20 protein-coding genes and 1 other RNA gene are annotated in these 21797 nt (G+C 66.3%); 11 read left to right on the top strand and 10 right to left on the bottom strand.

The window, feature by feature from the left end; all coding sequences use genetic code 11:
- Window positions 1-45: 45 nt before the first annotated feature.
- Window positions 46-379: RNase P RNA component class A (gene rnpB, locus H3H37_RS04750), an RNA gene on the bottom strand.
- A 132-nt stretch (window positions 380-511) separates the two neighbouring features.
- Here rnpB and H3H37_RS04745 point away from each other — a divergent pair.
- The gene (locus H3H37_RS04745; RefSeq protein WP_182160493.1) at window positions 512-2218 is read left to right on the top strand and encodes a thiamine pyrophosphate-binding protein; all 1707 of its coding nucleotides are present in this window, start codon (window positions 512-514) and stop codon (window positions 2216-2218) included.
- 61 nt (window positions 2219-2279) lie between these two features.
- Here H3H37_RS04745 and H3H37_RS04740 read toward each other — a convergent pair whose 3' ends face one another.
- Window positions 2280-2909 (bottom strand): hypothetical protein, encoded by a 630-nt coding sequence (locus H3H37_RS04740; protein ID WP_229218660.1) that lies wholly within the window; start codon window positions 2907-2909, stop codon window positions 2280-2282.
- A 142-nt stretch (window positions 2910-3051) separates the two neighbouring features.
- Window positions 3052-4083, bottom strand: a complete 1032-nt coding sequence (locus H3H37_RS04735) for a porin (RefSeq protein ID WP_182160492.1) — start codon at window positions 4081-4083, stop codon at window positions 3052-3054.
- A 1251-nt stretch (window positions 4084-5334) separates the two neighbouring features.
- Here H3H37_RS04735 and H3H37_RS04730 point away from each other — a divergent pair.
- The 9 genes from H3H37_RS04730 to H3H37_RS04690 all read left to right on the top strand — a co-directional run bounded on the left by H3H37_RS04730 (window position 5335) and on the right by H3H37_RS04690 (window position 15154).
- Window positions 5335-6288 (top strand): MerR family transcriptional regulator, encoded by a 954-nt coding sequence (locus H3H37_RS04730; protein ID WP_182160491.1) that lies wholly within the window; start codon window positions 5335-5337, stop codon window positions 6286-6288.
- A 196-nt stretch (window positions 6289-6484) separates the two neighbouring features.
- Window positions 6485-7504 carry a signal recognition particle-docking protein FtsY gene (ftsY, locus tag H3H37_RS04725; RefSeq protein WP_182160490.1) on the top strand — a complete coding sequence of 340 codons (1020 nt, stop codon included), beginning with the start codon at window positions 6485-6487 and terminating at the stop codon, window positions 7502-7504.
- Window positions 7505-7508: 4 nt separating this feature from the next.
- Window positions 7509-8183: a cell division ATP-binding protein FtsE gene (locus H3H37_RS04720; protein WP_182160489.1), complete on the top strand. Its 675-nt coding sequence runs from the start codon at window positions 7509-7511 to the stop codon at window positions 8181-8183.
- A complete protein-coding gene (gene ftsX / locus H3H37_RS04715; RefSeq protein ID WP_182160488.1) occupies window positions 8180-9100 on the top strand; it encodes a permease-like cell division protein FtsX in 921 nt (306 codons plus the stop codon). Before H3H37_RS04720 ends, ftsX begins: the two co-directional genes overlap by 4 nt.
- A gap of 459 nt (window positions 9101-9559) precedes the next feature.
- Complete coding sequence (gene rpoH, locus H3H37_RS04710; RefSeq protein ID WP_182160678.1) at window positions 9560-10453, top strand: RNA polymerase sigma factor RpoH; 894 nt, start codon at window positions 9560-9562, stop codon at window positions 10451-10453.
- Between the two features lie 205 nt (window positions 10454-10658).
- On the top strand, window positions 10659-11123 hold the full coding sequence (locus tag H3H37_RS04705) for a hypothetical protein (RefSeq protein ID WP_182160487.1): 465 nt from the start codon (window positions 10659-10661) through the stop codon (window positions 11121-11123).
- Between the two features lie 81 nt (window positions 11124-11204).
- A complete protein-coding gene (gene lepB / locus H3H37_RS04700; RefSeq protein WP_182160486.1) occupies window positions 11205-11891 on the top strand; it encodes a signal peptidase I in 687 nt (228 codons plus the stop codon).
- Window positions 11892-12002: 111 nt separating this feature from the next.
- Entirely contained in the window at window positions 12003-12740 is a 738-nt protein-coding gene (locus tag H3H37_RS04695) for an ABC transporter ATP-binding protein (RefSeq protein ID WP_182160485.1), read from the top strand.
- Window positions 12737-15154 (top strand): CPBP family intramembrane glutamic endopeptidase, encoded by a 2418-nt coding sequence (locus H3H37_RS04690; protein ID WP_182160484.1) that lies wholly within the window; start codon window positions 12737-12739, stop codon window positions 15152-15154. The genes H3H37_RS04695 and H3H37_RS04690 overlap by 4 nt, the downstream gene beginning before the upstream one ends.
- Window positions 15155-15191: 37 nt before the next feature.
- Here the strand turns inward: H3H37_RS04690 and H3H37_RS04685 are convergent, their stop codons facing one another.
- The 7 genes from H3H37_RS04685 to H3H37_RS04655 all read right to left on the bottom strand — a co-directional run bounded on the left by H3H37_RS04685 (window position 15192) and on the right by H3H37_RS04655 (window position 20762).
- The gene (locus H3H37_RS04685) at window positions 15192-15959 is read right to left on the bottom strand and encodes a FadR/GntR family transcriptional regulator (RefSeq protein WP_182160483.1); all 768 of its coding nucleotides are present in this window, start codon (window positions 15957-15959) and stop codon (window positions 15192-15194) included.
- A 74-nt stretch (window positions 15960-16033) separates the two neighbouring features.
- Window positions 16034-16864, bottom strand: a complete 831-nt coding sequence (locus H3H37_RS04680; RefSeq protein WP_182160482.1) for an HDOD domain-containing protein — start codon at window positions 16862-16864, stop codon at window positions 16034-16036.
- 88 nt (window positions 16865-16952) lie between these two features.
- Entirely contained in the window at window positions 16953-17600 is a 648-nt protein-coding gene (locus H3H37_RS04675; RefSeq protein WP_229218659.1) for a UdgX family uracil-DNA binding protein, read from the bottom strand.
- A gap of 64 nt (window positions 17601-17664) precedes the next feature.
- Window positions 17665-18246 carry a TerD family protein gene (locus H3H37_RS04670; RefSeq protein WP_182160480.1) on the bottom strand — a complete coding sequence of 194 codons (582 nt, stop codon included), beginning with the start codon at window positions 18244-18246 and terminating at the stop codon, window positions 17665-17667.
- A 37-nt stretch (window positions 18247-18283) separates the two neighbouring features.
- Window positions 18284-18979 carry a TIGR00266 family protein gene (locus tag H3H37_RS04665; RefSeq protein WP_182160479.1) on the bottom strand — a complete coding sequence of 232 codons (696 nt, stop codon included), beginning with the start codon at window positions 18977-18979 and terminating at the stop codon, window positions 18284-18286.
- Between the two features lie 43 nt (window positions 18980-19022).
- A complete protein-coding gene (locus tag H3H37_RS04660; RefSeq protein ID WP_182160478.1) occupies window positions 19023-19598 on the bottom strand; it encodes a TerD family protein in 576 nt (191 codons plus the stop codon).
- Window positions 19599-19715: 117 nt separating this feature from the next.
- Entirely contained in the window at window positions 19716-20762 is a 1047-nt protein-coding gene (locus tag H3H37_RS04655; protein WP_182160477.1) for a DUF475 domain-containing protein, read from the bottom strand.
- Between the two features lie 100 nt (window positions 20763-20862).
- Here H3H37_RS04655 and nhaR point away from each other — a divergent pair, with 100 nt between their 5' ends.
- Window positions 20863-21774, top strand: a complete 912-nt coding sequence (gene nhaR, locus H3H37_RS04650; RefSeq protein ID WP_182160476.1) for a transcriptional activator NhaR — start codon at window positions 20863-20865, stop codon at window positions 21772-21774.
- Window positions 21775-21797 lie beyond the last annotated feature (23 nt).

Genomic DNA, 21797 nt, shown 5'->3' with positions numbered 1-21797 from the left:
CCAGCGGGCGGCCGCCGTGTTAAGCAAAGTAATACAACAGAATTTAGTTGAAGCAAGCCGATAGGCCGGATTTTGTTACGGCGCGGGCGAACCCGCGCTATGACAGCCATTCCTCTAGGCGCCGAATTACTCCGGCGCTCAAGCTTCCTACCCGCACGCTCCGCGAGCAACATCATCGCGTGCCTATTTGGAATTGCACCAGGTGGAGGTTACCGCGTTTCACCGTAACTTAATACGCTCGTCTCTGTGGCCCTATTCCTCGCCTTATATCCCGAGGGACTTTCGGCGGACGGCCGTTAACCGTCACCCCGCTCTATGGAGTCCGGACCTTCCTCCCGCCGGGCATTACGCACCGGCCAGCGGCTGTCTGGCTTGCTTCAACGCATATTGTACCGCGCCGGCCGCCAAATCTGAAATTTGGTGTCGCCATTAGAAAAGCCGGGCCCCGCGCAGCGTCTTAGAATGGGGCTGCCGGCGACCATCCCGCTCGCCCCCACGATAAGGTTATACCATGACCCATCCCTCCCGCACCGGCGGCCAGATCCTGGTCGACGCCCTGAAGATCCACGGTGTCGACACCGCCTTCGGCGTGCCCGGTGAAAGCTATCTCGACGTCCTGGACGCGCTGCACGACTCCGATATCCGCTTCATCATCGCCCGCCAGGAAGGCGGCGCCGCCTTCATGGCCGACGCCTACGGCAAGATGACCGGCAAGCCCGGCATCTGCTTCGTCACCCGCGGGCCGGGCGCCACCAACGCCTCGATCGGCGTGCACACGGCCTACCAGGATTCCTCGCCCATGATCCTGTTCATCGGCCAGGTCGGCAACGACTTCACCGACCGCGAAGCGTTCCAGGAAATCGACTACCGCCGCATGTACGGCCAGATGGCCAAGTGGGTGGCCCAGATCGACCGCGCCGACCGCATCCCTGAATATATGGCGCGCGCCTTCCAGGTGGCCACCAGCGGCCGCCCCGGCCCGGTGGTGCTGGCGCTGCCGGAGGACATGCTGACCAGCGTGGCGGCCGTGGCCGACACGGCCCGCTACCAGCCGGTGCAGGCCTCGCCGTCGGCCGACCAGATCGACCATGTGCGCACCCTGCTGGCCGGCGCCAAACGGCCGCTGGTGCTGCTGGGCGGCGGCGGCTGGAATCCGCAAGCGTGCGCCGACCTGCGCGCCTTCGCCGAAGCCAACGCGCTGCCGGTGGCGTGCGCGTTCCGCTTCCAGGACCTGCTCGACAACGCGCACCCGAACTACGTGGGCGACGTGGGCATCGGCATCAACCCCAAGCTGGCCGCGCGCGTGCGCGAGGCGGACGTGATCCTGGCCATCGGCCCGCGCCTGGGCGAGATGACCACCAGCGGCTACAGCCTGCTGGAATCGCCCGTGCCCAAACAGAAGCTGATCCACATCCACGCCGACGCCGAGGAACTGGGCAGCGTCTACCAGGCCGCCCTGATGATCAACAGCGGCATGCCGCAAGCGTGCGCCATGCTGGCCGCGATGGCGCCGGTGGACGCCGGCGCCTGGCGCGCCAGCGTGGCCGAGGCCAAGGCCGAGCTGCTGGCCTACCAGCAGCAGCCGCCCATCTTCAAGGATGGCCAGGCGCCGCTGGATTTATGGCAGGTAGTGCAGCAGATCCGCGCCATCGCCCCGGCCGACACCATCATCACCAATGGCGCCGGCAACTACGCCACCTGGGCCCACCGCTTCCACCGCTACGGCGGCATGCGCACCCAGCTCGCGCCCACCAGCGGCGCCATGGGCTACAGCGTGCCGTCGGGCGTGGCGGCCAAGATCGTGGCGCCGGAACGCACCGTGATCACCTTCGCCGGCGACGGCGAGTACATGATGAATGGCCAGGAGCTGGCGACGGCCGTGCAATACAAGGCGGGCGTGGTCATCCTCGTGTTCAACAATGGCATGTTCGGCACCATCCGCATGCACCAGGAACGGACCTATCCGGGCCGGGTGTCGGGCACGGTACTGCATAACCCCGACTTCGCGGCACTGGCCAAGGCCTATGGCGCGCATGGCGAAACGGTGACGGAGACGGCCCAGTTCGGGCCGGCGCTGGAGCGGGCACTGGAACACGCGCGCGCCAAGCGGCTGCCGGCCGTGATCGAGCTGCGCTACGACGGCGACCTGATCACGCCGGGCGCCACCCTGTCCACCATCCGCGCCAACGCGCTGGCTGAGCGCGCGGCAAAGACGTAAGGCTCCCTCGTCGGGCGGCCTTGGGGTCTGACCCCGGCCTCATCGGGGTCTGACCCCGGTTTCAGGCCTGCGTACCCGGCAAAGCCTCCGCAGCGGGCTGACGCTGCGGAGGCCGCTTGCCGCCCTCATTCTTCAGCATCGGCGCGTCGTCCTCGCCGTGGCCGTCAGCCGGCGCCTGGCCGCCGTCGGCGTCCCCGGCGGCCGGCTTGCGCGGCGCCGGACAGGCGCGGCAAGCGCCCGGCTTGCGGCCGAAATCGACCACCCTTTGCAGCCGCATCGGCACCGCGCCATCGTCGCAGTAAGCGCCATCGAGCAGCAGCGTATTGCCATCGTCGGACAGCTTGCCGCTGATGGTGCGCTCATCCTCGCCCGGCGGCGTGACGACGAAATACAACTGGCGCCCGCGCGGGTCGATATTCACATCGCTGGCCACCACGGGCCAGCTCAAGCCGCCGGCCGTGTACTCATAAATCACCGTATCGACTTCCGCGAAGCGCTGCAGCGTGATGCGCTGGCCGCCGAACTCGCCGCTGTCCGGGTGCAGACACAGGTCGGAAAACACCAGCATGCCGAAACGGGGCAAGGTGGCGGCGGGCCGGCGCGCCACCTTGGGCGCGGCCAGCGCGGCGCACGAGGCGAGCAGGATCAGACAGGCCAGCGCGGCGCGGCCGGCGGAACGGGTGGGCATCATGGCGGAAACGGAAATGGTAGGGAGGGAATATTTTACCGCCTGGCGGACGCCGGCGGTGGTGGACGGTGCAAAGCCGCCCGTAAACGCACATCGGCCGCGCGAACGCGGCCGATGTGTCATCTAAATCCGAACTAGGCGGAAATTAGAAGTTGTGCTTCAGGCCAACGTTGAAAGCCTTGTCGCCGGTGCCGGCTTCGGTGTTGTTGCCAACGGTGTAGAACGCGCCGTTCTTGTTCTTGATCTTGGCGTAAGCGACGTAGGCGCTGGTACGCTTCGACAGAGCGTGGGTGTAGCCGATGGCCCACTGGTCAGCGTCTTGGTTAGCGGCCAGCTTGTCGTTCTTACGGGTGAACGAGGCGATCACGCTGCCTGCTGGGCCGACTGGCACGGTGGCGCCAACCAGGATGTTGTTGCTGTCAACGACAGGCGACAGCTGCGACAGCTGGCCCTTGTCACGGCCGTAGGCGAAGAAGGCCTTGGCAACCTGGAAGTCGTAGTTCACGGCCAGCAGGGAGTTGTGGCCCATAGGCGCGTCAACGGCGGCGGTGTCGTTGTTACGTGCGTTGTAAGCGAAGCTTGCGTTCAGAGGACCGTTCGAGTAGCCAACCGAACCACCGATCTGGCGCTGTGCCTTGTTCGAGCCAGCTTGCTCGCCCACGGCGTACGACAGTTCAGCTTGCACGCCGTTCAGCGAAGGGGTGCGGTAGGTCACGGCGTTGCTGTTGCGGGTCAGGGTGTCCTGGGTTGCGAACAGGTTCTTGGCGGTACCAGCCAGGCCCAGAGCGAACGGGTCAGCCACGTCGCGCAGGGTTTCGTAGTAAGGGGTGTACTGACGGCCCAGCAGCACGGTGCCGGCTTCTTTCGACACCAGACCAACGTACGATTGACGGTTAGCGATCGAACCAGCAACGTCGGACGCGCCGGTGTCAGCTTTCACGCCCGATTCCAGGACGAACACGGCGCTCAGACCGCCGCCCAGATCTTCGGTGCCCTTGAAGCCCAGACGCGAAGCCGAAGCCACGCCCGAGGTCACTTTGGTTACGGTACCAGCCGCACCACCACGCTCGCTCACGATGCCGGCATCAACGGTACCGTAGATCGTCACGTTCGACTGTGCGAAGGCAACGTTGCTCATTGCGCCCAGGATTGCGATGGAGATAAGAGATTTTTTCATTACGTAATTCCTTCAGTTGTGTTGCGGGTAAAAAGGTAAAGCTAGTGCTACGCCTAAATTCGGTGCTTATTCGGCGCCGGTTGGGGCGTCGTTTATGCGTGAGGGCATTCTCCCCAGCTGCCACGTTGCAGTCCTTGTTGCCGGACGCGTTCACATTGTGTTGCGGCCGATTTAATCGATGCCGGCTTTATCGCGGTGCTTGTGGCACCGGAGGCGGCACTATACTGACGCTTTGAGTATCCATCAAGTGTAAAAACGCTCATATTGGTTATCGCTTGCGGCGATTTCCTTCATGTCACCGTGCTGGATTTTCAAAAACTGCAATATTTTACCGCATCGCAATATATCCTGCCGAGACAGCCCACTAACTTGTCAAATCCGCACAGATGAACTTGGTGCGGCGCCCGGCGAACCGGACCGCCTGAAGCTGCTGCAATTGAAAAATGCATCAGTGTCGGACTAAGTAAAAATAGCTACATTGCTATTTCTGGCTGTATTTTATACCGAACCCTTGCTCGGCACACTTATACCAAATGTGTAGAAGCCGCCTTACCCGGAGAATGTTTGGCAGTTTCCGCAGGAAAACAGGGGGCGGAACCGTGTTTGTCTATAGTAAGAGTGCTCAATTAATGAAATAAATTCTGCGCGCGCACCCTGCTGCTGCGCCGCAGCAGCAATTTGTAAGCAATTGCTACTTGTTGTCGAGAGGCGACAAAAAGTTGGTCCCGGGGCCCCTCCGCGCCCCTGCCGGCGGCCGACGGGGCGGCCCGACAACATGAAACGCCTTCATGAAAGCAGCGACCGGGCCAATGGCGCCGGGCTGCCCTGGCGATTTAACAATTGGCGCCGCCACGCGCACCGGAGACGCCATCCGGACACTGCTCCGCCACAACATTCTTGGTTTTTTTTCACCGGCGCGCCAACTTTTTTGTCCATGGCAAATAGGAAGCATTCGCACTATTTTTGAGATTAGTTCTTTATGTCAACAGTGTGTCGTGGACAAGGTTCTATACTGTGGATAAGTGGCCTGGAAACGCGGCCCGGCACCACCACTTTCTTCTCTTAAACACGGTTAGAATGCAGGTCGCGTTCCAGTGATGTTGCAGCCCGATTGCAGCCAGATTGCTGTTAAGTTGAGGCTCAGTTGCTGCTGGCAACGCGGAACCCAAACCGAACCGATGCCTGCACCAGAGGCACCAAAACCATGTGCGCAAACCAGCGTCTACCCGATTCCCGTAGCCGCACAAGCTGATGAAAACTAACGCCCACACTTTGCCTGTTTCGAGCACCATCAGCGACGTCGAGCGCGACACCGGCGTGGCCAAGGAAACGCTGCGGGTCTGGGAACGGCGCTATGACTTCCCGCAACCGCTGCGCGACGCCCACGGCGAACGCAGCTACCCGGTGGAACAGGTGCGCAAGCTGCGCCTGATCAAGCGCCTGATCGACCTCGGTTTCCGGCCCGGCAAGGTGATCGGCTACGACGTCGAACAATTGCAGGCGATGGCCGAGCGCGCCGTTCAGTCCGGTCCCCAGTTATCCCAGCCCCATCCTGAGCAGCAGCAATTGCTGGAACTGTGCAAGGCGCACGACATGGACGCGCTGCGCCGCCGCCTGTCGCAGGCCTTGCTGGTGATGGGCCTGAAAAGCTTCGTGATCGACCTGGTGGCGCCCTTGACCCGGCTGGTGGGCGAAGCCTGGGCCAGCGGCCAGTTGGCCGTGTTCGAAGAGCACCTGTACACGGAAACGCTGAAAATGGTGATGCGCAGCGCCATCTTCTCCGTGCCGCAGGCCAACGCGGCCAGCATCGGCGCGCCGCGCATCCTGCTGACCACCCTGCCCCAGGACCGCCACAGCCTCGGCTTGCTGATGGCCGAGGCCATGTGCGTGGTCGAAGGCGCCTATTGCGTGTCGCTGGGCGTGCAGACGCCGCTGCTGGAAGTGGTGGAGGCGGTGCGCGTGCTGCAGGGCGACATCGTGGCGCTGTCGTTCTCGGCCTCGATGAACCCGCGCCAGGCGCTCGACAGCCTGGCCGAACTGCACATGCGCCTGCCCGAGGCGGCCGAGCTATGGGCCGGCGGCAACAACGCGGCGCTGCGCCGGCGCAATCCCAAATTCGTGCGCGTGCTCAACCTGAGCGAAATCGGCCACGCCATCGCCGAATGGCGCTTGCGCCACCCGCGCCAGAGCACGCGCGCCGGCTGACACCCGGGCGGCCGGCCCCGCGCCGTCCCGCCGTCGGCCCGTTGCCGGTCCGTTGTTGGCCCGTCATCGGCGGCTGCGGTCTTGCCATTCAGACAGCCCCGGCGGGCCGCCCCGCCCCGTGCTCTGGTAAAATATCGCCATTCCCAGTGTCCGGCGCCGCCGGCCATCCGCTTGAAGCGCCTTCGATCACACATCCATGTTTAGTTTCTTCAAGAAAAAACCCGTCGTTCCCGAAGTTCCGCCCGCCGCCGCGCCGCAGCCGCTGCCGGCCAGCGCGCCGTCCGCCGAGCCCTTGCTGGCGGTGGAGGAACCGGCGCCGCGCAAATCGTGGATGTCGCGCCTGAAGGCGGGCCTGTCGAAGACCTCGGCCAACCTGTCCATCCTGTTCGTGGGCGCCAAGATCGACGACGACCTGTACGATGAACTGGAAGCGGCCCTGCTGATGGCCGATGCCGGCGTGGAGGCGACCCAGTACCTGCTCGACGCGCTCAAGCGCAAGGTCAAGGAAGACAAGCTGCTGGACGCGGCGGCCGTCAAGGCGGCCCTGAAAACGCTGATGATCGACCTGCTGACGCCGCTGCAGCGCCCGTTCGAGCTGGGCCGCCACCAGCCGCTGGTGATGATGATTTCCGGCGTCAACGGCGCCGGCAAGACCACCACCATCGGCAAGCTGGCCAAGCACATGCAGTCGCACGGCCAGTCGGTGCTGCTGGCGGCCGGCGACACCTTCCGCGCCGCCGCCCGCGAGCAACTGATGGTCTGGGGCCAGCGCAACAACGTGACCGTGATTTCGCAGGCTTCGGGCGACCCGGCCGCCGTCTCGTTCGACGCCGTGCAATCGGGCAAGGCGCGCGGCATGGACGTGGTGATGGTGGACACGGCCGGCCGCCTGCCGACCCAGTTGCACCTGATGGAGGAACTGAAAAAGGTCAAGCGCGTGATCGGCAAGGGCATGGAAGGCGCGCCCCATGAAACGCTGCTCGTGATCGACGGCAACACCGGCCAGAACGCGCTGGCCCAGGTCAAGGCCTTCGACGACGCGCTGCAACTGACGGGCCTGGTGATCACCAAGCTCGACGGCACGGCCAAGGGCGGCGTGCTGGCCGCCATCGCGCGCGTGCGCCCGGTGCCCGTGTACTTCATCGGCATCGGTGAAAAGATTGAAGACTTGCAGCCCTTCGTGGCGGCCGATTTTGTCGAAGCCCTGCTCGGATAAGCCTATGATTGAATTCCAGAACGTCACCAAGCAATATTCCCCCGACGCCACCGCCCTGCGCGGCGTGTCGCTGACGGTAGAGAAAGGCGAACTGGTCTTCCTGGCCGGCCCCTCGGGCGCCGGCAAATCCACCCTGTTGAAGATGATCGCGGCCATGGAGCGCCCGAGCAGCGGGCGGGTGCTGGTCAACGGCCAGGACGTGGGCCGCATCAAGCCGGCCGGCCTGCCCTTCCTGCGCCGCAACCTGGGCCTGATCTTCCAGCAGCAACGGCTGCTGACCGACCGTTCCGTGCTCGACAACGTGATGCTGCCGCTGCTGGTGACGGGCGCGCCGCGCGCGGCCGCCGAGCAGCGCGCCCGCGCCGCGCTCGACAAGGTGGGCCTGCTGGACCGGGCGCTGGGCCAGCCGCTGGCCCTGTCGGGCGGCGAGCAGCAGCGCGTGTCGATCGCGCGCGCCATCGTCAACCGGCCCCAGATTATCCTGGCCGACGAACCGACGGCCAACCTGGACCGCGCCAGCGCCAACCAGGTGCTCGACGCGCTCAAGGCCTTCCATTCCGTGGGCGTGACCTGCCTCATTTCCAGCCACGATGAACAGATGCTGGACGCTGCGGCCCGCGTGATCCACCTCCAACACGGCCAGATCGATGGCCAGTCCGCAGCGGGAGCGCAGGCATGAGCAACTGGTTACGGCAACACGGTTTTGCGCTGGCGGCGGCGCTGGTGCATGTGCGCCGCGCGCCCGGCAGCTTCCTGTTCAATATCATCGTGGTGGCGATCGCGCTGGCGCTGCCGTTCGCGGGCGTGACCCTGCTCGACAACGTGCGCCCCATGTCCGAGCAATTGTCGGTCGATCCCGAAGTCAGCGTGTTCCTCAAGCAGGAGCTGCCGCGCGCCGACGCCGAGGCGATGGCGACCACGCTGCGCCAGCTGGTGGCCGACAAGCAGGCCAAGATCATCTTCACGGCGCGCGAAAAGGCGCTCGACAACCTGAAAACCAAGAGCGGACTGTCCGACGTGCTCGGCACGCTGGGCGAGAATCCGCTGCCCGACAGCTACGTGCTCAAGCTCGACGCCTTCCGCAACGCCCAGGCCGGCGGTGACGTGGACGCGCTGGCCGACCAGATCCGCGCCCTGCCCGGCGTGGACACGGTGCAGGTCGATTCGGCTTGGGTCAAGCGGCTGGCCGCGCTGATCAAGGTGCTGCGGCTGGCCCTGCTGCTGCTGGCCGCCACCCTGGGCACGGTGGTGGTGGCCGTGGTGTTCAACACCATCCGCCTGCAGGTGATGACGCAGCGCGACGAGATCATCGTCTCCAAGCTGATCGGCGCCACCGACACCTTCATCCACCGCCCGTTCTATTACACGGGCGCCCTGCTGGGCCTGTGCGCGGGCGCCGTGGCGCTGGGCGCCGTGGCGCTGGCCCTGCGCCCGCTCAACACGGCCATCGCCGAGTTCGCCCGCCTGTACGCATCCGAATTCCAGCTCACACCGCTGCCGCCGCTGGCCATGGCTGCCCTGCTGGCCGTGTCGGCCACCCTGGGCCTGGTGGGCGCCATGCTGTCGGTCCAGCGCCACCTGTCGCGCCTGGACTGAGTCCCGTCAAGCCGTGTATGCCCCAATCGTGCGTTCGCGCACGGTTTTTCGGCGCGCACCGGCCTACAATTAAGTTCCGCTTAAGCTCGCCACCGCATGCTGATCGCGTCGTCAGCTGCGGTGTATTGCCTTGGTCAATATGACGCCCACATCCAGCGCCGGCACTGCGCCGGGACTGGATACGCAAACGCCATAGACCGCTAAAAACCGATAGCATTTTTACTATCAAAGCGATTATGGATGGCGATTGGCACTCATCGACGGAGAGTGCTAATATATGAAACATCGTGGGGCTGGGTATTCTTAGAAGCAACTTTTTAGCGCAAGAATCCCGGTTTCCTCAAGCACTACCGCAGCGGGTCATAAATGGGGTAACAAACGGTAACATCGGATGTGAACCACCCGGCTGCATGGCACATTGACACTTAGCAATATCAGCTAGCGAGGAATTACATGAATATGATGTCCGCACCGAACGCGTTGGTCCCGGCCGCCAACCGTGCTCTGGGCCTCGGGTTCACTGGCAACCTGGGCAACCTGGATGCCTATATCTCGGCCGTCAATCGCCTGCCGATGCTGTCGCACGACGACGAAGTCTCGCTGGCCCGCCGCCTGAAGGAAAAGAATGACCTGGCCGCCGCCCAAGAGCTGGTGTTGTCCCACCTGCGCCTGGTGGTGTCGATCGCCCGCGGCTACCTCGGCTACGGCCTGCCGCACGCCGACCTGATCCAGGAAGGCAATATCGGCCTGATGAAAGCCGTCAAGCGCTTCGACCCGGACCAGGGCGTGCGCCTGGTGTCGTACGCCATGCACTGGATCAAGGCCGAGATGCACGAGTACATCCTGAAGAACTGGCGCCTGGTCAAAGTGGCCACCACCAAGGCCCAGCGCAAGCTGTTCTTCAACCTGCGCAGCCACAAGCAGGGCCTGGACGCCATGACGCCGTCGCAGATCGACGGCCTGGCCAAGATGCTCGACGTGAAGCGCGAGGAAGTGATCGAGATGGAAACCCGTTTGAGTGGCCGCGACATCGCCCTCGAATCGCCATCGGACGACGAGGACGACAAGTTCGCCCCGATCGCCTACCTGTCCTCGGAGCAGAGCGAGCCGACCCGCGTGCTGGAAGCGGAGCAGGTCACGCGGCTGCAGTCGGAAGGGCTGGAAACGGCGCTGGGCAAGCTCGATCCGCGCTCGCGCCGCATCGTCGAAGCGCGCTGGCTGGCCAACGACGACGGTTCCGGCGCCACGCTGCACACGCTGGCCGACGAATTCGGCGTGTCGGCTGAACGCATCCGCCAGATCGAATCGGCCGCGCTCAAGAAGATGAAAGGCGCGCTGGCCGCCTACGTGTAAGAATCTGGCAAGACCGGCCGGCCCCCGTGCCGCACACATGCCGCCCCGCGACCGCGCCGGGCGGCATTTTTTCTGGCGCGGCCGCCGGTGCGTGTACCATATCCATCCCGCCGTGATGGGTGACGCCGACCGTGCGCCGCCGCCGGGCAGCCGCTGCTATTCTCGATTTGTTCGTCTCGTTGCATTCCTGACTGAAAGGATACGCATGAACAGCAAGTTGTCGCGCCATGTTTGGCACTATCTGTTACTGCTTTTACTGCTGCCGGCCCTGGCCGGCAGCGGCGCGCGCGCCAGCGACGGCGCGCCCCCGGCGCCACCCGCGCCGACCAAAATCACCGTCGCCCTGACCCAGGGCCAGAGCGCCACCATCGCGCCGGACACCGTGCTGCGGCTGGAACGCGTCAACGACAGCCGCTGCCGTGTAGGCGCCGTCTGCGTGTGGGCCGGCTACATCAGCTACACCTTCACCCTCACCAAGGGCGGGACCAGCACCAGCTTCGTGCTGGCGGCCGACATGCCCGGCGCCAGCAAGACCGCCAACCAGGGCGGCCTGACCTTCACCCTGCTCGGCGTGGTGCCCGACAGCGTGCCCCACATGAAGGCGCCGGTACCCGATTACCGGGTCAGCGTGCAGGTGAGCCACGCCCCCGCCCCCGAACCGGGGCGCTAAGAAGTTTGCAACAACCGCTAAGTCCTGATTAAGAAACCGTGACGATACTGGCAACACATTCAACATCCACACGGAGACATCATGCAAGGCTGGATACGCGCCAACAAAGGGTTCCTGTTGTTCCTCACGCTGTTCGGCATCTTCCGCACGGCCGTGGCGGACTGGAATCCTATCCCGTCCGCCTCCATGCATCCCAACCTGCTCGAAGGCGACGTGGTGCTGGTGAACCGGCTGGCCTACAACGTCAAGCTGCCGCTGACGGACATCGTGCTGGGCCACACCGGTGAGCCGCAGCGCGGCGACATCGTCACCTTCAGCTCGCCCCAGGATGGCACGCGCCTGATCAAGCGCGTGATCGCGCTGCCCGGCGACCGCGTCGAGATGCGCGACGAGCAGCTGATCATCAACGGCCAGCCGTCCAGCTACGCCCTGCTCGGCGATGGCCGCGAGACGGTGGGCGCGGCCGGCACGCTGCGCACGGTGCAGCTGCGCGAAACCATGGCCGCCGGCGCGGCCGCCCCGCACGCGATCCAGCTGCTGCCGCAGGTGAACGCGCGGCGCAACTTCGCCCCCATCACGGTGCCGCCCGGCCAGTACATGATGTTGGGCGATAACCGCGACAACAGCGCCGACTCGCGCTACATCGGCCTGGTGCCGCGCGCGCTGCTGATCGGCCGCGCCGTGCGGGTGCTGGCCTCGGCCGACATCCAGGGCAACTGGCACCCGCGCACCGAGCGCTTCGGCATGGACCTGTACAGCCCGCATTGATCCAGCTCCAGCCCGGGCCCGTTGCCGTGGTGTTATGATCCAGTCAAACTTGTCATAACACTAGCCGGCTGCTCCGGGCGCGACGCGCCGGCGGCCGGCACGGAGCACACCATGATCGAATTTGCAGGCCTGGCCAAAGTTTACGGCGCCTTCGACGCCGTCAAGCCGCTGTCGCTGACCGTACGGCGTGGCGAAGTGTTCGGCTTCCTCGGCCCCAACGGCGCCGGCAAGACCACCACCATCCGCATGATGATGGGCATCCTCGTGCCCAGCGCCGGCCAGGTGCGCATCAACGGCTATGATTGCCACGGCGCGGCCCACGAGGTCAAGCGCCACGTGGGCTACCTGCCCGACACGCCGGTGTTCTACGACTACCTGCGCGGCCGCGAGATCCTGCAGTTCGTGGCTGAGATGCACGGCTACGACCGCGCCGAAGCGGCCCGCCGCGGTGCACGCCTGCTGGCCGAGTTCGGGCTGGAGGAAGCGGGCGAGGACTACGCCGTCAACTACTCGCTGGGCATGAAAAAGCGCCTGGGGCTGGCCTGCGCGCTGGTGCACGAACCGGCCGTGCTGATCCTCGACGAACCGATCAACGGCCTCGATCCGCGCGCCTCGCGCGAGGTGCAGGAACGCCTGCTGGCCGCCGCCGCGCAAGGCACCACCATCTTCGTCTCCACCCACCTGCTGGACATGGCCGAAAAGCTGTGCGACCGGGTCGGCATCATCCACCACGGCGAGCTGGTGGCCACCGGCACGCTGGACGAAATCCGTGGCGACGCCTCGGCCGCCGCGTCGCTGGAGGACGTATTCCTGAAGATCACAGCCGGCGACGACGGCGTCGCGCCATGATGGCCGCGCCGTCGCCCGGCCGCGCCATGCTGCTGATGGCGCGCCTGCGCCTGACGCGGCTGCTCAACCAGGCCGATGCCCTGTTGTTCCGCGCCGCGCGGCGCAAGCGGGCCGGCCGCGCGGCCACGCCGGGCAAGCGCCGCAACTCGTGGCTGCTGGCCCTGCTGATCGCACTGATGGCCGGCTTCTCGTTCACCCAGCTGGCGCGCAACGCGGTGCTCAACCTGCACTGCCACATCGACGCCGCCTGCGCCGCCACCGACGACCAGGGCGCCACCTACATGGCGCTGGAAAAGGGCGCGGCCGCTCTGGCCACCACGCCATTCAGCCCGCACCTGGCCAGCGCACTGACCATGATGCTCACCCTGCTGTTGCTGGTCAGCGTGCTGTTCGCGGTGGGCAGCCGCGAGCTGGCCCAGGCCGACTGGGACCTGGAATGGCTGGCCACACTGCCCGTGCGGCGCAAGACGCTGCTGTGGGGCCGCGTGCTCGAACGCAGCGTGAGCAATCCCACCGCCCTGTTCGCGCTGCTGCCCCTGTGCGGCCTGCTGGCCTGGTATTCCGGCTTGCGCTGGAGCGTGCCGCTGGCCATGCTGGCGATGGCGGCCCTGCTGCTGCCGCTGACGGCCCTGTGCCACACGCTGGCCGACACGGGCCTGCGCATGTGGCTCCCGGCCTCGCAATTGCGCAACCTGCAGGCGCTCACCAGCCTGGCGTCCATGCCCATCCTCTATTTCGTGATGGCGCTCGGCATGCCCAACGGCGCCAGCTTCCCCATCGAATGGGCCGCTGCGTATCCGGCCTGGAGCGCATGGACGCCGCCCGGCGTCATGATCCAGCTGCTGCAGGCGGCCACGCCGGGCCGCGCCGCCGCGCTGGCCGCACTGCTGCTGGCCCAGGTGGGCCTGCTGCTGGCTGGCGGCGTGGCCTTGCTGGGATACCAGTTGCGCCACGGCGTGGTGGCCTCCGGCGAGCGCGCCAGCGGGCGCCCCAGGGTGCGGACAACCATGGACGAACCCACCAAGGCCGGCGCCGATCACGCCACGGCCACCCCGCGCGCCGGTGCGCGCGGGCTGCTATCGCCGGTCAAGCGGCGCGAATTGCGCCTGCTGTCGCGCGACCGCAACTTCCTGGTGCAAAGCCTGCTGCTGCCGGTGGTGATCATCGGCAGCCAGCTGATGTTCAACGGCGCCCTACACGACCTGGGCCAGTTCGCCCACCATCCGTCGGTGGTGGCCGCCGTCGCCTTCGGCATCGGCAGCTACGTGCTGATGCTGTCGGCCTTCCAGACCCTCAACAACGAAGGTCCGGTGCTGTGGCTGCTGTACACCTTCCCCCGCAACGTGGAAAGCGTACTGCGCGAGAAGGTGCAGCTGTGGGGCGTGCTGGCCCTGTTCTACCCGCTCGGCGTGTTCGGCCTGGCGCTCCATGCCGGCGCACCGCTGGACTGGCCACTGGCCGGCTCGTTCCTCCTGGTCCTGACCGGCATGCCCGTCTTCGCCGTGATCGCCGTGGCGCTGGGCGTGTTCGCCTGCGACCCGCTGGCGACGGATGTGCGGACCCGCGTGCGGCCCAGCTACGTCTACCTGTACATGCTGCTGGCCAGCTTCTACGGCTATTCCATCTACACCACCTTCTGGCCGCAAAAGCTGGTGGTGATGGTGCTGTGCGGCGCGCTGGCGCTGGCCATGTGGCAGAAGGCGCGCGACGAGCTGCCCTATCTGCTGGACCCGGCCGCCGCGCCGCCAGCCCGCGTCTCCACGGCCGATGGCCTGATGGCGGCCACCGCCTTCTTCGTCCTGCAAGCGCTGATCGGCATGCTGTTGAGCGACGGGCCGGGCAAGATCGGGCTGCAAGGCCTGACCATCGCCTTCGCCTCGGCCGGCGCCACCGTGTATGGCTGCACCCGCCTGATCTACTGGCGCAACAGGACGGCCGGCGTGCCGGCCATCGTGCGCGGCGGCGATGCGGGGACTGGGACTGGGACTGGGGCGGGGGCGGCGGCGGGCCTGGGCCTGGCCATGGCCGTGCCGGCCATCGCCGTAGGGCTGGCCTACCTGGCGGCGCTGCGCCACAGCGCGCTGGCGCCGGCGCTGTCAGCCGCCGCGACCGGCGCCACCCTGCACCCGGGCTGGATGCTGGCCCTGGCCGTGCTGGCCGCGCCGCTGTGCGAGGAATTCATTTTCCGTGGCCTGATCTTCGGTGGCCTGCGGCGTTCGATGGGCGCGCTGCCCGCCATGCTGGTCAGCGCGGCGGTGTTCGCCATCGTCCACCCGCCGCTGTCGATGCTGCCCGTGTTCGTGCTGGGATTACTGACCGCTTGGAGCTACGAGCGCAGCAAGCGGCTGCTGGCGCCCATGCTGGTGCACGCGCTGTACAACGCGGCCGTCGTGTCGTGGCAGCTCTGGTATTGAACCCGGCACTGAATCTGGCACTGGGACTGGCACTGAGTCAGACCGTGGCCGGCGCGCCATCGATGGCCTGCGCGCGGCGCAACCGTTCGCGGCAGTTGCACAGGTTGGTGCGCATGGCGGCGCGCGCCGCCTCCGGGTCCTGGCGCTCGATCGCGTAGTAGATGTCTTCGTGTTCGCGGTAGATGCGCTGCAGGCAGTCGCCGGCCGCCCCTTGCGACAGGCGCGAGAGCTGGTCCGGCGCCAGGTGGGCGCGCGGGATGATGGCCTGCCCCAGGTCCGTCATCAGGTCGATGAAATAGCGGTTGCCGGTGGCCTCCGCGATCAGCAGGTGGAAGCGCTGTTCCGCTTCCTCCGACACGCCCGGCAGCGCGGCCCCGCTCAGGATGCGGCGCAACGCCGCCTCCATCTGCGCCACCTGCTGCGCGCTGCGGCGGGTGGCGGCCAGCCAGGCCGCCTCCGTCTCTACGCTCATGCGCAATTCCAGCACGGCCAGCAGGTCGGGCAGGCTGTGCACGGCGCCGGCCGCCACGCTGAGCCGGGCCGGTTGCGGCGCCAGCACGAAGGTGCCCACGCCGTGCCGGGTCTGTACCAGCCCCGCCGCCTGCAAATGCGAGATCGCCTCGCGCACCACGGTGCGGCTCACGCCATGCTGCTCCATGATGTCCGATTCGGCCGGCAGCTTGTCGCCGGGCTTGCAGTCACCACTGCGGATGCGCGCGGTGACGCTCTCCACCACACCCTGGGCGAGATTGCGCGGCTTCTTATTGCGGGGCACGAACAAGGGAACGGGAACGGTGTGGGACATGACGCGGATGGGCGGTGACGGGCCGGCCCATTATAGCAGCGCGACCTGACAGCAGTTGAAGTGCGGGCGCCGCCTCAGACCAGCAACGCCGCGCTCATCGAGTCGGCGTCCGCCGCCGACTGGCGCAGCACATCGTCGAGCCGCGCGTTGTCGCGCACATAATCTTCCAGCGCCTGGTCCGTGCCGGTCGCGTCGACGGGCAGCGCCAGCGGCGACGCCACGGGCGCCAGCCGTTTGGCCAGCAACAGCGTGTCGCGCAGGCCGGCCGGTGGCGGCGTCAGCGTCGCGCCGCGCAGCGCCACGATGGCCAGCGCCACCGGCTCCGGAATGGCCAGCTTGCGCATCATCTCGCGCGTAATGATTTCCCGGGCCGCCCCCATCCACTCGGCCGGATCGTCGAGCAGGCCGGGCAGCTCGTCGGCGCGCGACAGCAGGTAGAAGCCGCCCGCCTCGTGCACGATGCCGGCGAACAGCGCCGTGTCGGCGTCGACCGCCGTCACATGGCGGGCCAGCACATGGGCCAGCGCTGCCACGTGGGCCGTGTGGCGCCACAACTGCCCGGCCATGGCGCGCAATTGCGGATCGCGGATGCGGCTGCCGAACTGGCGCACCACCATGGCCGCCGCCATCGTGTACAAATTGCGGTAGCCGACCCGCAGCACCGCCGTGCGCACGCCCGTGACGAGCGGGCCGCGGCGGTTGAAGACGGCCGAATTGGACAGCGCCACCGTGCGCGCCGCCAGTTGCGGCTCGGCCAGCACCTTGCGCACCACGTCGTCCGTGGCGCAATCGGGATCGGCCAGCGCCAGCTGCAGGCGCAGCGCGGCATTGACGCTGGTGGGAAAAACCAGCTCGCCACGTTCGGCTTGCGACACTATCTGGGCGAAGTCTCTTAGTTTTTCCATGGAAACATTATACCCGTGCCCCTCCGCCAGCGGACAGGCTGGGGGGGCGGCGGCGTGCGCGCCAACAACACTTTGGTCGATCAGGGCGCTAAACGCCGGCGTCGGGCGCGCGCAACAGGCGCACGGCCTCGCGCAGCCCGGCCACCAGCTGGGCGCGCGCGTCCTGTTTGGCCTGCGCACCCGGCACCCGCAACACGAAGGAAGGATGGTAGACGGCCACGATCCAGCGGCCCTGGTGCCGCTGCGGCTGGCCCATGGCCTGCCTGAGGGTGGCGTGGGGATTGCCGGTGACGGCCTTGAGCGCCGTGCTGCCCAGGGCCACCACCACGCGCGGGCGCACGCGGGCCAGTTCCCCGTCCAGCCAGTAGCGGCAGGCGTCGATTTCCTGCTGGGCCGGCGTCTTGTGCAGGCGCCGCTTGCCGCGCGGCTCCCATTTGAAATGCTTGACGGCGTTGGTGACGTAGACGCCGGCGCGGTCCACACCCGCCTCCGCGAACAGCGCGTCGAGCAGGTGGCCGGCCGGGCCCACGAACGGCAGGCCGGCCAGGTCTTCCTGGTCGCCCGGCTGCTCGCCCACCACCATCATGGGCGCGTGCGCCGGGCCGGCGCCGCCCACGGCCTGGGTGGCCTGCCGCCACAAGTCACAGCGGCGGCACTGCTGCAAGTCGTCCGGCGCGGGTGGTGGCGATGGTGGCGGCGATGGTGGTGGTGGCGGCGGCGGTGTGCGATGGGGCATGGCGCTGATCTCCCGATCACCCATCCTAGCGCGTCCACCGCCCTGGCGACGCCACGTTGCCCGCTTACAGGTGCGGCGCGATCAGGGGCAGCAGATCGTCGAAGGTGCGGCCGCTGGCGTTCTCGCCGATCGCGTGCATCTTCCACTCGCCGTTGTGGCGGTACACCTTGGCCATGATCTGGGCCGTGTGCGGTCCCTGCACCGACAGGTTGAAGCGCGCCACCTCCTTGCCGCTGGCCGCGTCCAGCAGGCGGCAGTAGGCGTTCTCCACCTGCGCAAAATTCTGCCCCGTGAAGCTGTTGACGGTGAACACGAGGCTGCGCACACCGGCCGGCACCTGGCCCAGGTCGACGTTGATCTGTTCATCGTCGCCATCGCCGGCGCCAGTGCGGTTGTCGCCCGTGTGCACGATGCTGCCGTCCCGGCTGCGCAACTGGCGAAACCAGATCACATCCAGCGGCCGGTTGGCCTCGTCGAACATCACGCACGAGGCGTCCAGGTCCACCGCTTCGCTGCGGGCGCCGAAACCGAAGAAGCCCTTGGTCTTGATGGCATCCCAGCCCAGACCCATGACGACGCGGCCCAGGGTGGCGCCGGCTTCCTTGTCCAGCGAGATCTTCTGGCCTTTTTGCAGATTGACTGACATTGCTATTTCCTTTCGTTAGAAGTTGCGGGCGAACGCCTTATTGCTGGCGGCGCTGGGTCCAGTTCAGGAAGGCTTCCCGGTTGCGCGAGCACACCAGCACCTTGCCCTGTCCGGAGAAGCGCAGCACCATGCCCTCGCCGCTGGTCTGGCTGTTGATCAGGTTGCCGAGGAAGCCGCCGCTGCCGCCGGTGGTGATGGACATTTCGTAGCGCAGCGCGCTGTCCCAGCACACCACGTGCGCGTTATCGATCACCACGTCGCGGCCCGGCGTCACCTCCAGCTGCGAGATGGAACCGAAACCCGACACCACCACCTGCCCGGCGCCGGCCGTCTCCGTGATGAAGAAGCCACCGTTCTGGGCGAACAGCGCGTTGCCCACGTTCTGGGTGCGCACCCGCAGCTCGACGCCGGCACTGGCGGCCACGAAGGCGCCGTCGCTCAGCATGTACTGGCGCGGCCCCACGTCCACCACCTGCATGGCGCCCGGCAACGTGGGCGACAGCAGGCAGTCGCCTGCGCCGCGCACGGCCTCGATGTGCTGCTGGAAGAACGATTCGCCGTTCGCAAAGCGCCGCATCAGCGCGGCGCCGATGCCGCCGGTGACCTTGCCGCGCAAGTCCAGCGCCGCCTCCATCATCACCATCGCATCCGACTCGCAGTAGATTTTTTCGCCGTGCGCGAGCGACACGTGCAGGAACGGGTCGACGTCCCCGGTAACAGTAAATGCTGGCATAGTGTTCCTTCCTGAAACTCGTTTTTTATACCGTTTATACGGTTTATATGTTCACGCCGAACGACGAGGCCAGTGGCCCCAGGCCACCCTTGAAGCCCTGGCCCACGGCCTTGAACTTCCAGTCGCCGCCGTTGCGGTACACCTCGCCAAACACCATCGCCGTCTCGGCCGAGCCATCCTCGGACAAGTCGAAGCGCGCGATCTCCGCGTTGCCGCTGGCGTTCACGCAGCGCACGAAGGCCTTCTGCACCATGCCGAAGTTCTGGCGCCGCGCATCGGCCTCGTGGATGGTCACGCAGATGGCGATGCGGTCCACGTTGGCCGGCACGTCGCCCAGGTTGATGGTCACCGTCTCGTCGTCGCCATCGCCGGCGCCGGTGCGGTTGTCGCCCGAGTGGGCCACCGAGCCCTCCACCGACTTGAGGTTGTTGTAGAAGATGAAGTCGGCGTCGCCGCGCACCTTGCCGTCGGCCTTGAGCAGGAAGGCCGAGCCGTCCAGGTCGAAGCTGTTGCCGTCGGTGGCGCGCACGTCCCAACCGAGACCGATCACCATCTTCGACAGGCCGGGGGCCTCCTTGCTCAGGTTGACGTTGCCGCCTTTTTGCAGACTGATTGCCATGATGTGTTACTCCTGTTTGCTTGTATGAGCACCTGGCCGCATGGGCCTGTACCACTTGCACGCGGCGGGCCGGTGCCTGATGCCCGCCGCGTGGTCCAACTTGTGCCTGAGGTTGCGTTACGCTGCCAGCGCCGGCGCCTGCTGCTTGCGCCGGTGGCGGATCGAGGACCACAGCGAGGCGGCGATGAAGGCCACGCCGACCAGGCCCGTGAACACCTCGGGGATGTGGAACTTCATGCTGGCCAACATGATCACGGCCAGGATGCCGATCGCGTAGTGGGCGCCATGTTCGAGGAACACGAATTCATCCAGCGTGCCCTGCTTGACCAGGAACACCGTCAGCGAGCGCACAAACATGGCGCCGATGGCCAGGCCCAGCATAATGATCACCACGTCCGTCGTGATGGCGAACGCGCCGATCACACCGTCGAAGCTGAACGACGCATCCAGCACTTCCAGGTACAGGAAGCCGCCGATACCGCCACGCTTGATCAGGTCACCCACGTTGGTCCCGTTCTCCTCCTTCTCCAGCAGGCTGCTGACGGCGTCCACGCCCACATAGGTCAGCACGCCCCACAGGCCGGACACCAGCACCACCAGCTTCTGCTCGGGTTCCACCAGCGTCAGGCTGGCCAGCAGCGCGCCCAGCGCCACCATCACCGAGATCGACGACACCTTGCCCAGCGCGCCCAGCTTCTGCTCCACGTGGCCCAGCCAGTGCAGTTCCTTGTCCTCGTCCAGCAGGAAGTTCAGGAACACCAGCAGCAGGAAGATGCCGCCGAAGGCCGCCACTTCAGCGTGGTGGTTGGTCAGATGGGTGGAATACGCGGCCGGATCGTTCAGCGCCAGGTTCCACACCTCCATCAGCCCCAGGTCGGCCGCCATGGCCACGATCACCAGCGGGAACAGCAAGCGCATGCCGAATACGGCGATGATGATGCCCACGCCCAGGAACAGCTTCTGCCAGAAGGCGTCCCAGGTTTTCAGCACGGAGGCATTGACCACCGCGTTATCGAACGACAGCGAGACTTCCATCACGCCCAGAATGGCCGCGATGCCGATGGCCGATAGCGCGCCGGCCCATCCCGTATGTTCATAGCCCCACCACCCCGCCGCCACCAGGCAGACGAAGGTGACCAGGAACGACACCTTGAAGTGTTTCATTGCGATACCCCGTTGTTGTGATGAATGGGGTGCAGTGTAGGGCCGGACGCGATATTAAAAAATAGAAGATAATCGAAGCATTACTTCGAAAAAGCAGAAGATGAAAACAACCGGACTCAATTTCCGCCACCTGTATTTTTTCTGGATGGTGGCCAAGGAAGGCAGCGTCACGCGCGCGGCCGAGCGCCTGGGACTGGCCGTGCAGACTGTCAGCATGCAACTGGCGCTGCTGGAACAATCGGTGGGCAAGCAACTGCTGGAACCGCAGGGACGGCGGCTGGCGCCGACCGAGGCGGGCCGGGTGGCGCTCAGTTATTGCGACCAGATTTTTCTGCTGGGCGACCAGTTGCAGGACGCGCTCGAGGAGACGGACACCGGCAAGATGCGGCTCACGGTGGGCATCTCCGATTCGCTGCCCAAACTGATCGCCTTCCGCCTGCTGGAGGCGACCCAGCAAATGGGCCAGCAGGTGAAACTGGTATGCCTGGAGGATGAATTCGAGTCGCTGCTGGCAGACCTCGCGCTCAACAAGCTGGACGTGGTGCTGACCGACCGCGCCGTGCGCCCCGGCGGCGGCCTGCGCGTGTTCAGCCACCTGCTGGGCGAAAGCGGCATGCAGTTGTTCGGCGTGCCACGGCTGGTACGCAAGGTGCGGCGCAACTTCCCCGCCAGCCTCGATGGCGCGCCGCTGCTGCTGCCGACGCGGAACAACGCGCTGCGCGGACGCATCGACGCCTGGCTGGTGCAGCATGGCGTGCGGCCCGACGTGGTGGGCGAATTCGAGGACAACGCCATGCTCAACACCTTCGGCCGCAACGGGCTGGGCTTGTTCTTCGCGCCGTCGGCGCTGGCGCACGACATCCAGGAGCAGTTCGGCGCCGTGCTGGCCGGCGACGCGCCGGAATTGCGCGAACAGTTCTACGCCATCTCCAACGAACGCAAGATCAAGCACCCGGCCGTGGAAGCGATCCTGACGGCCGTGCACAGCGGGCCGTTCGCTGTCGCGCCGTGAACACGGCGGCGGCCCGTCCACGC

Source organism: Rugamonas brunnea (assembly GCF_014042345.1).
Taxonomy (GTDB): Bacteria; Pseudomonadota; Gammaproteobacteria; order Burkholderiales; family Burkholderiaceae_D; genus Rugamonas; species Rugamonas brunnea.
Note: the sequence above shows the minus strand (reverse complement) of the source record. Positions and strands in the feature narration are given on the sequence as shown.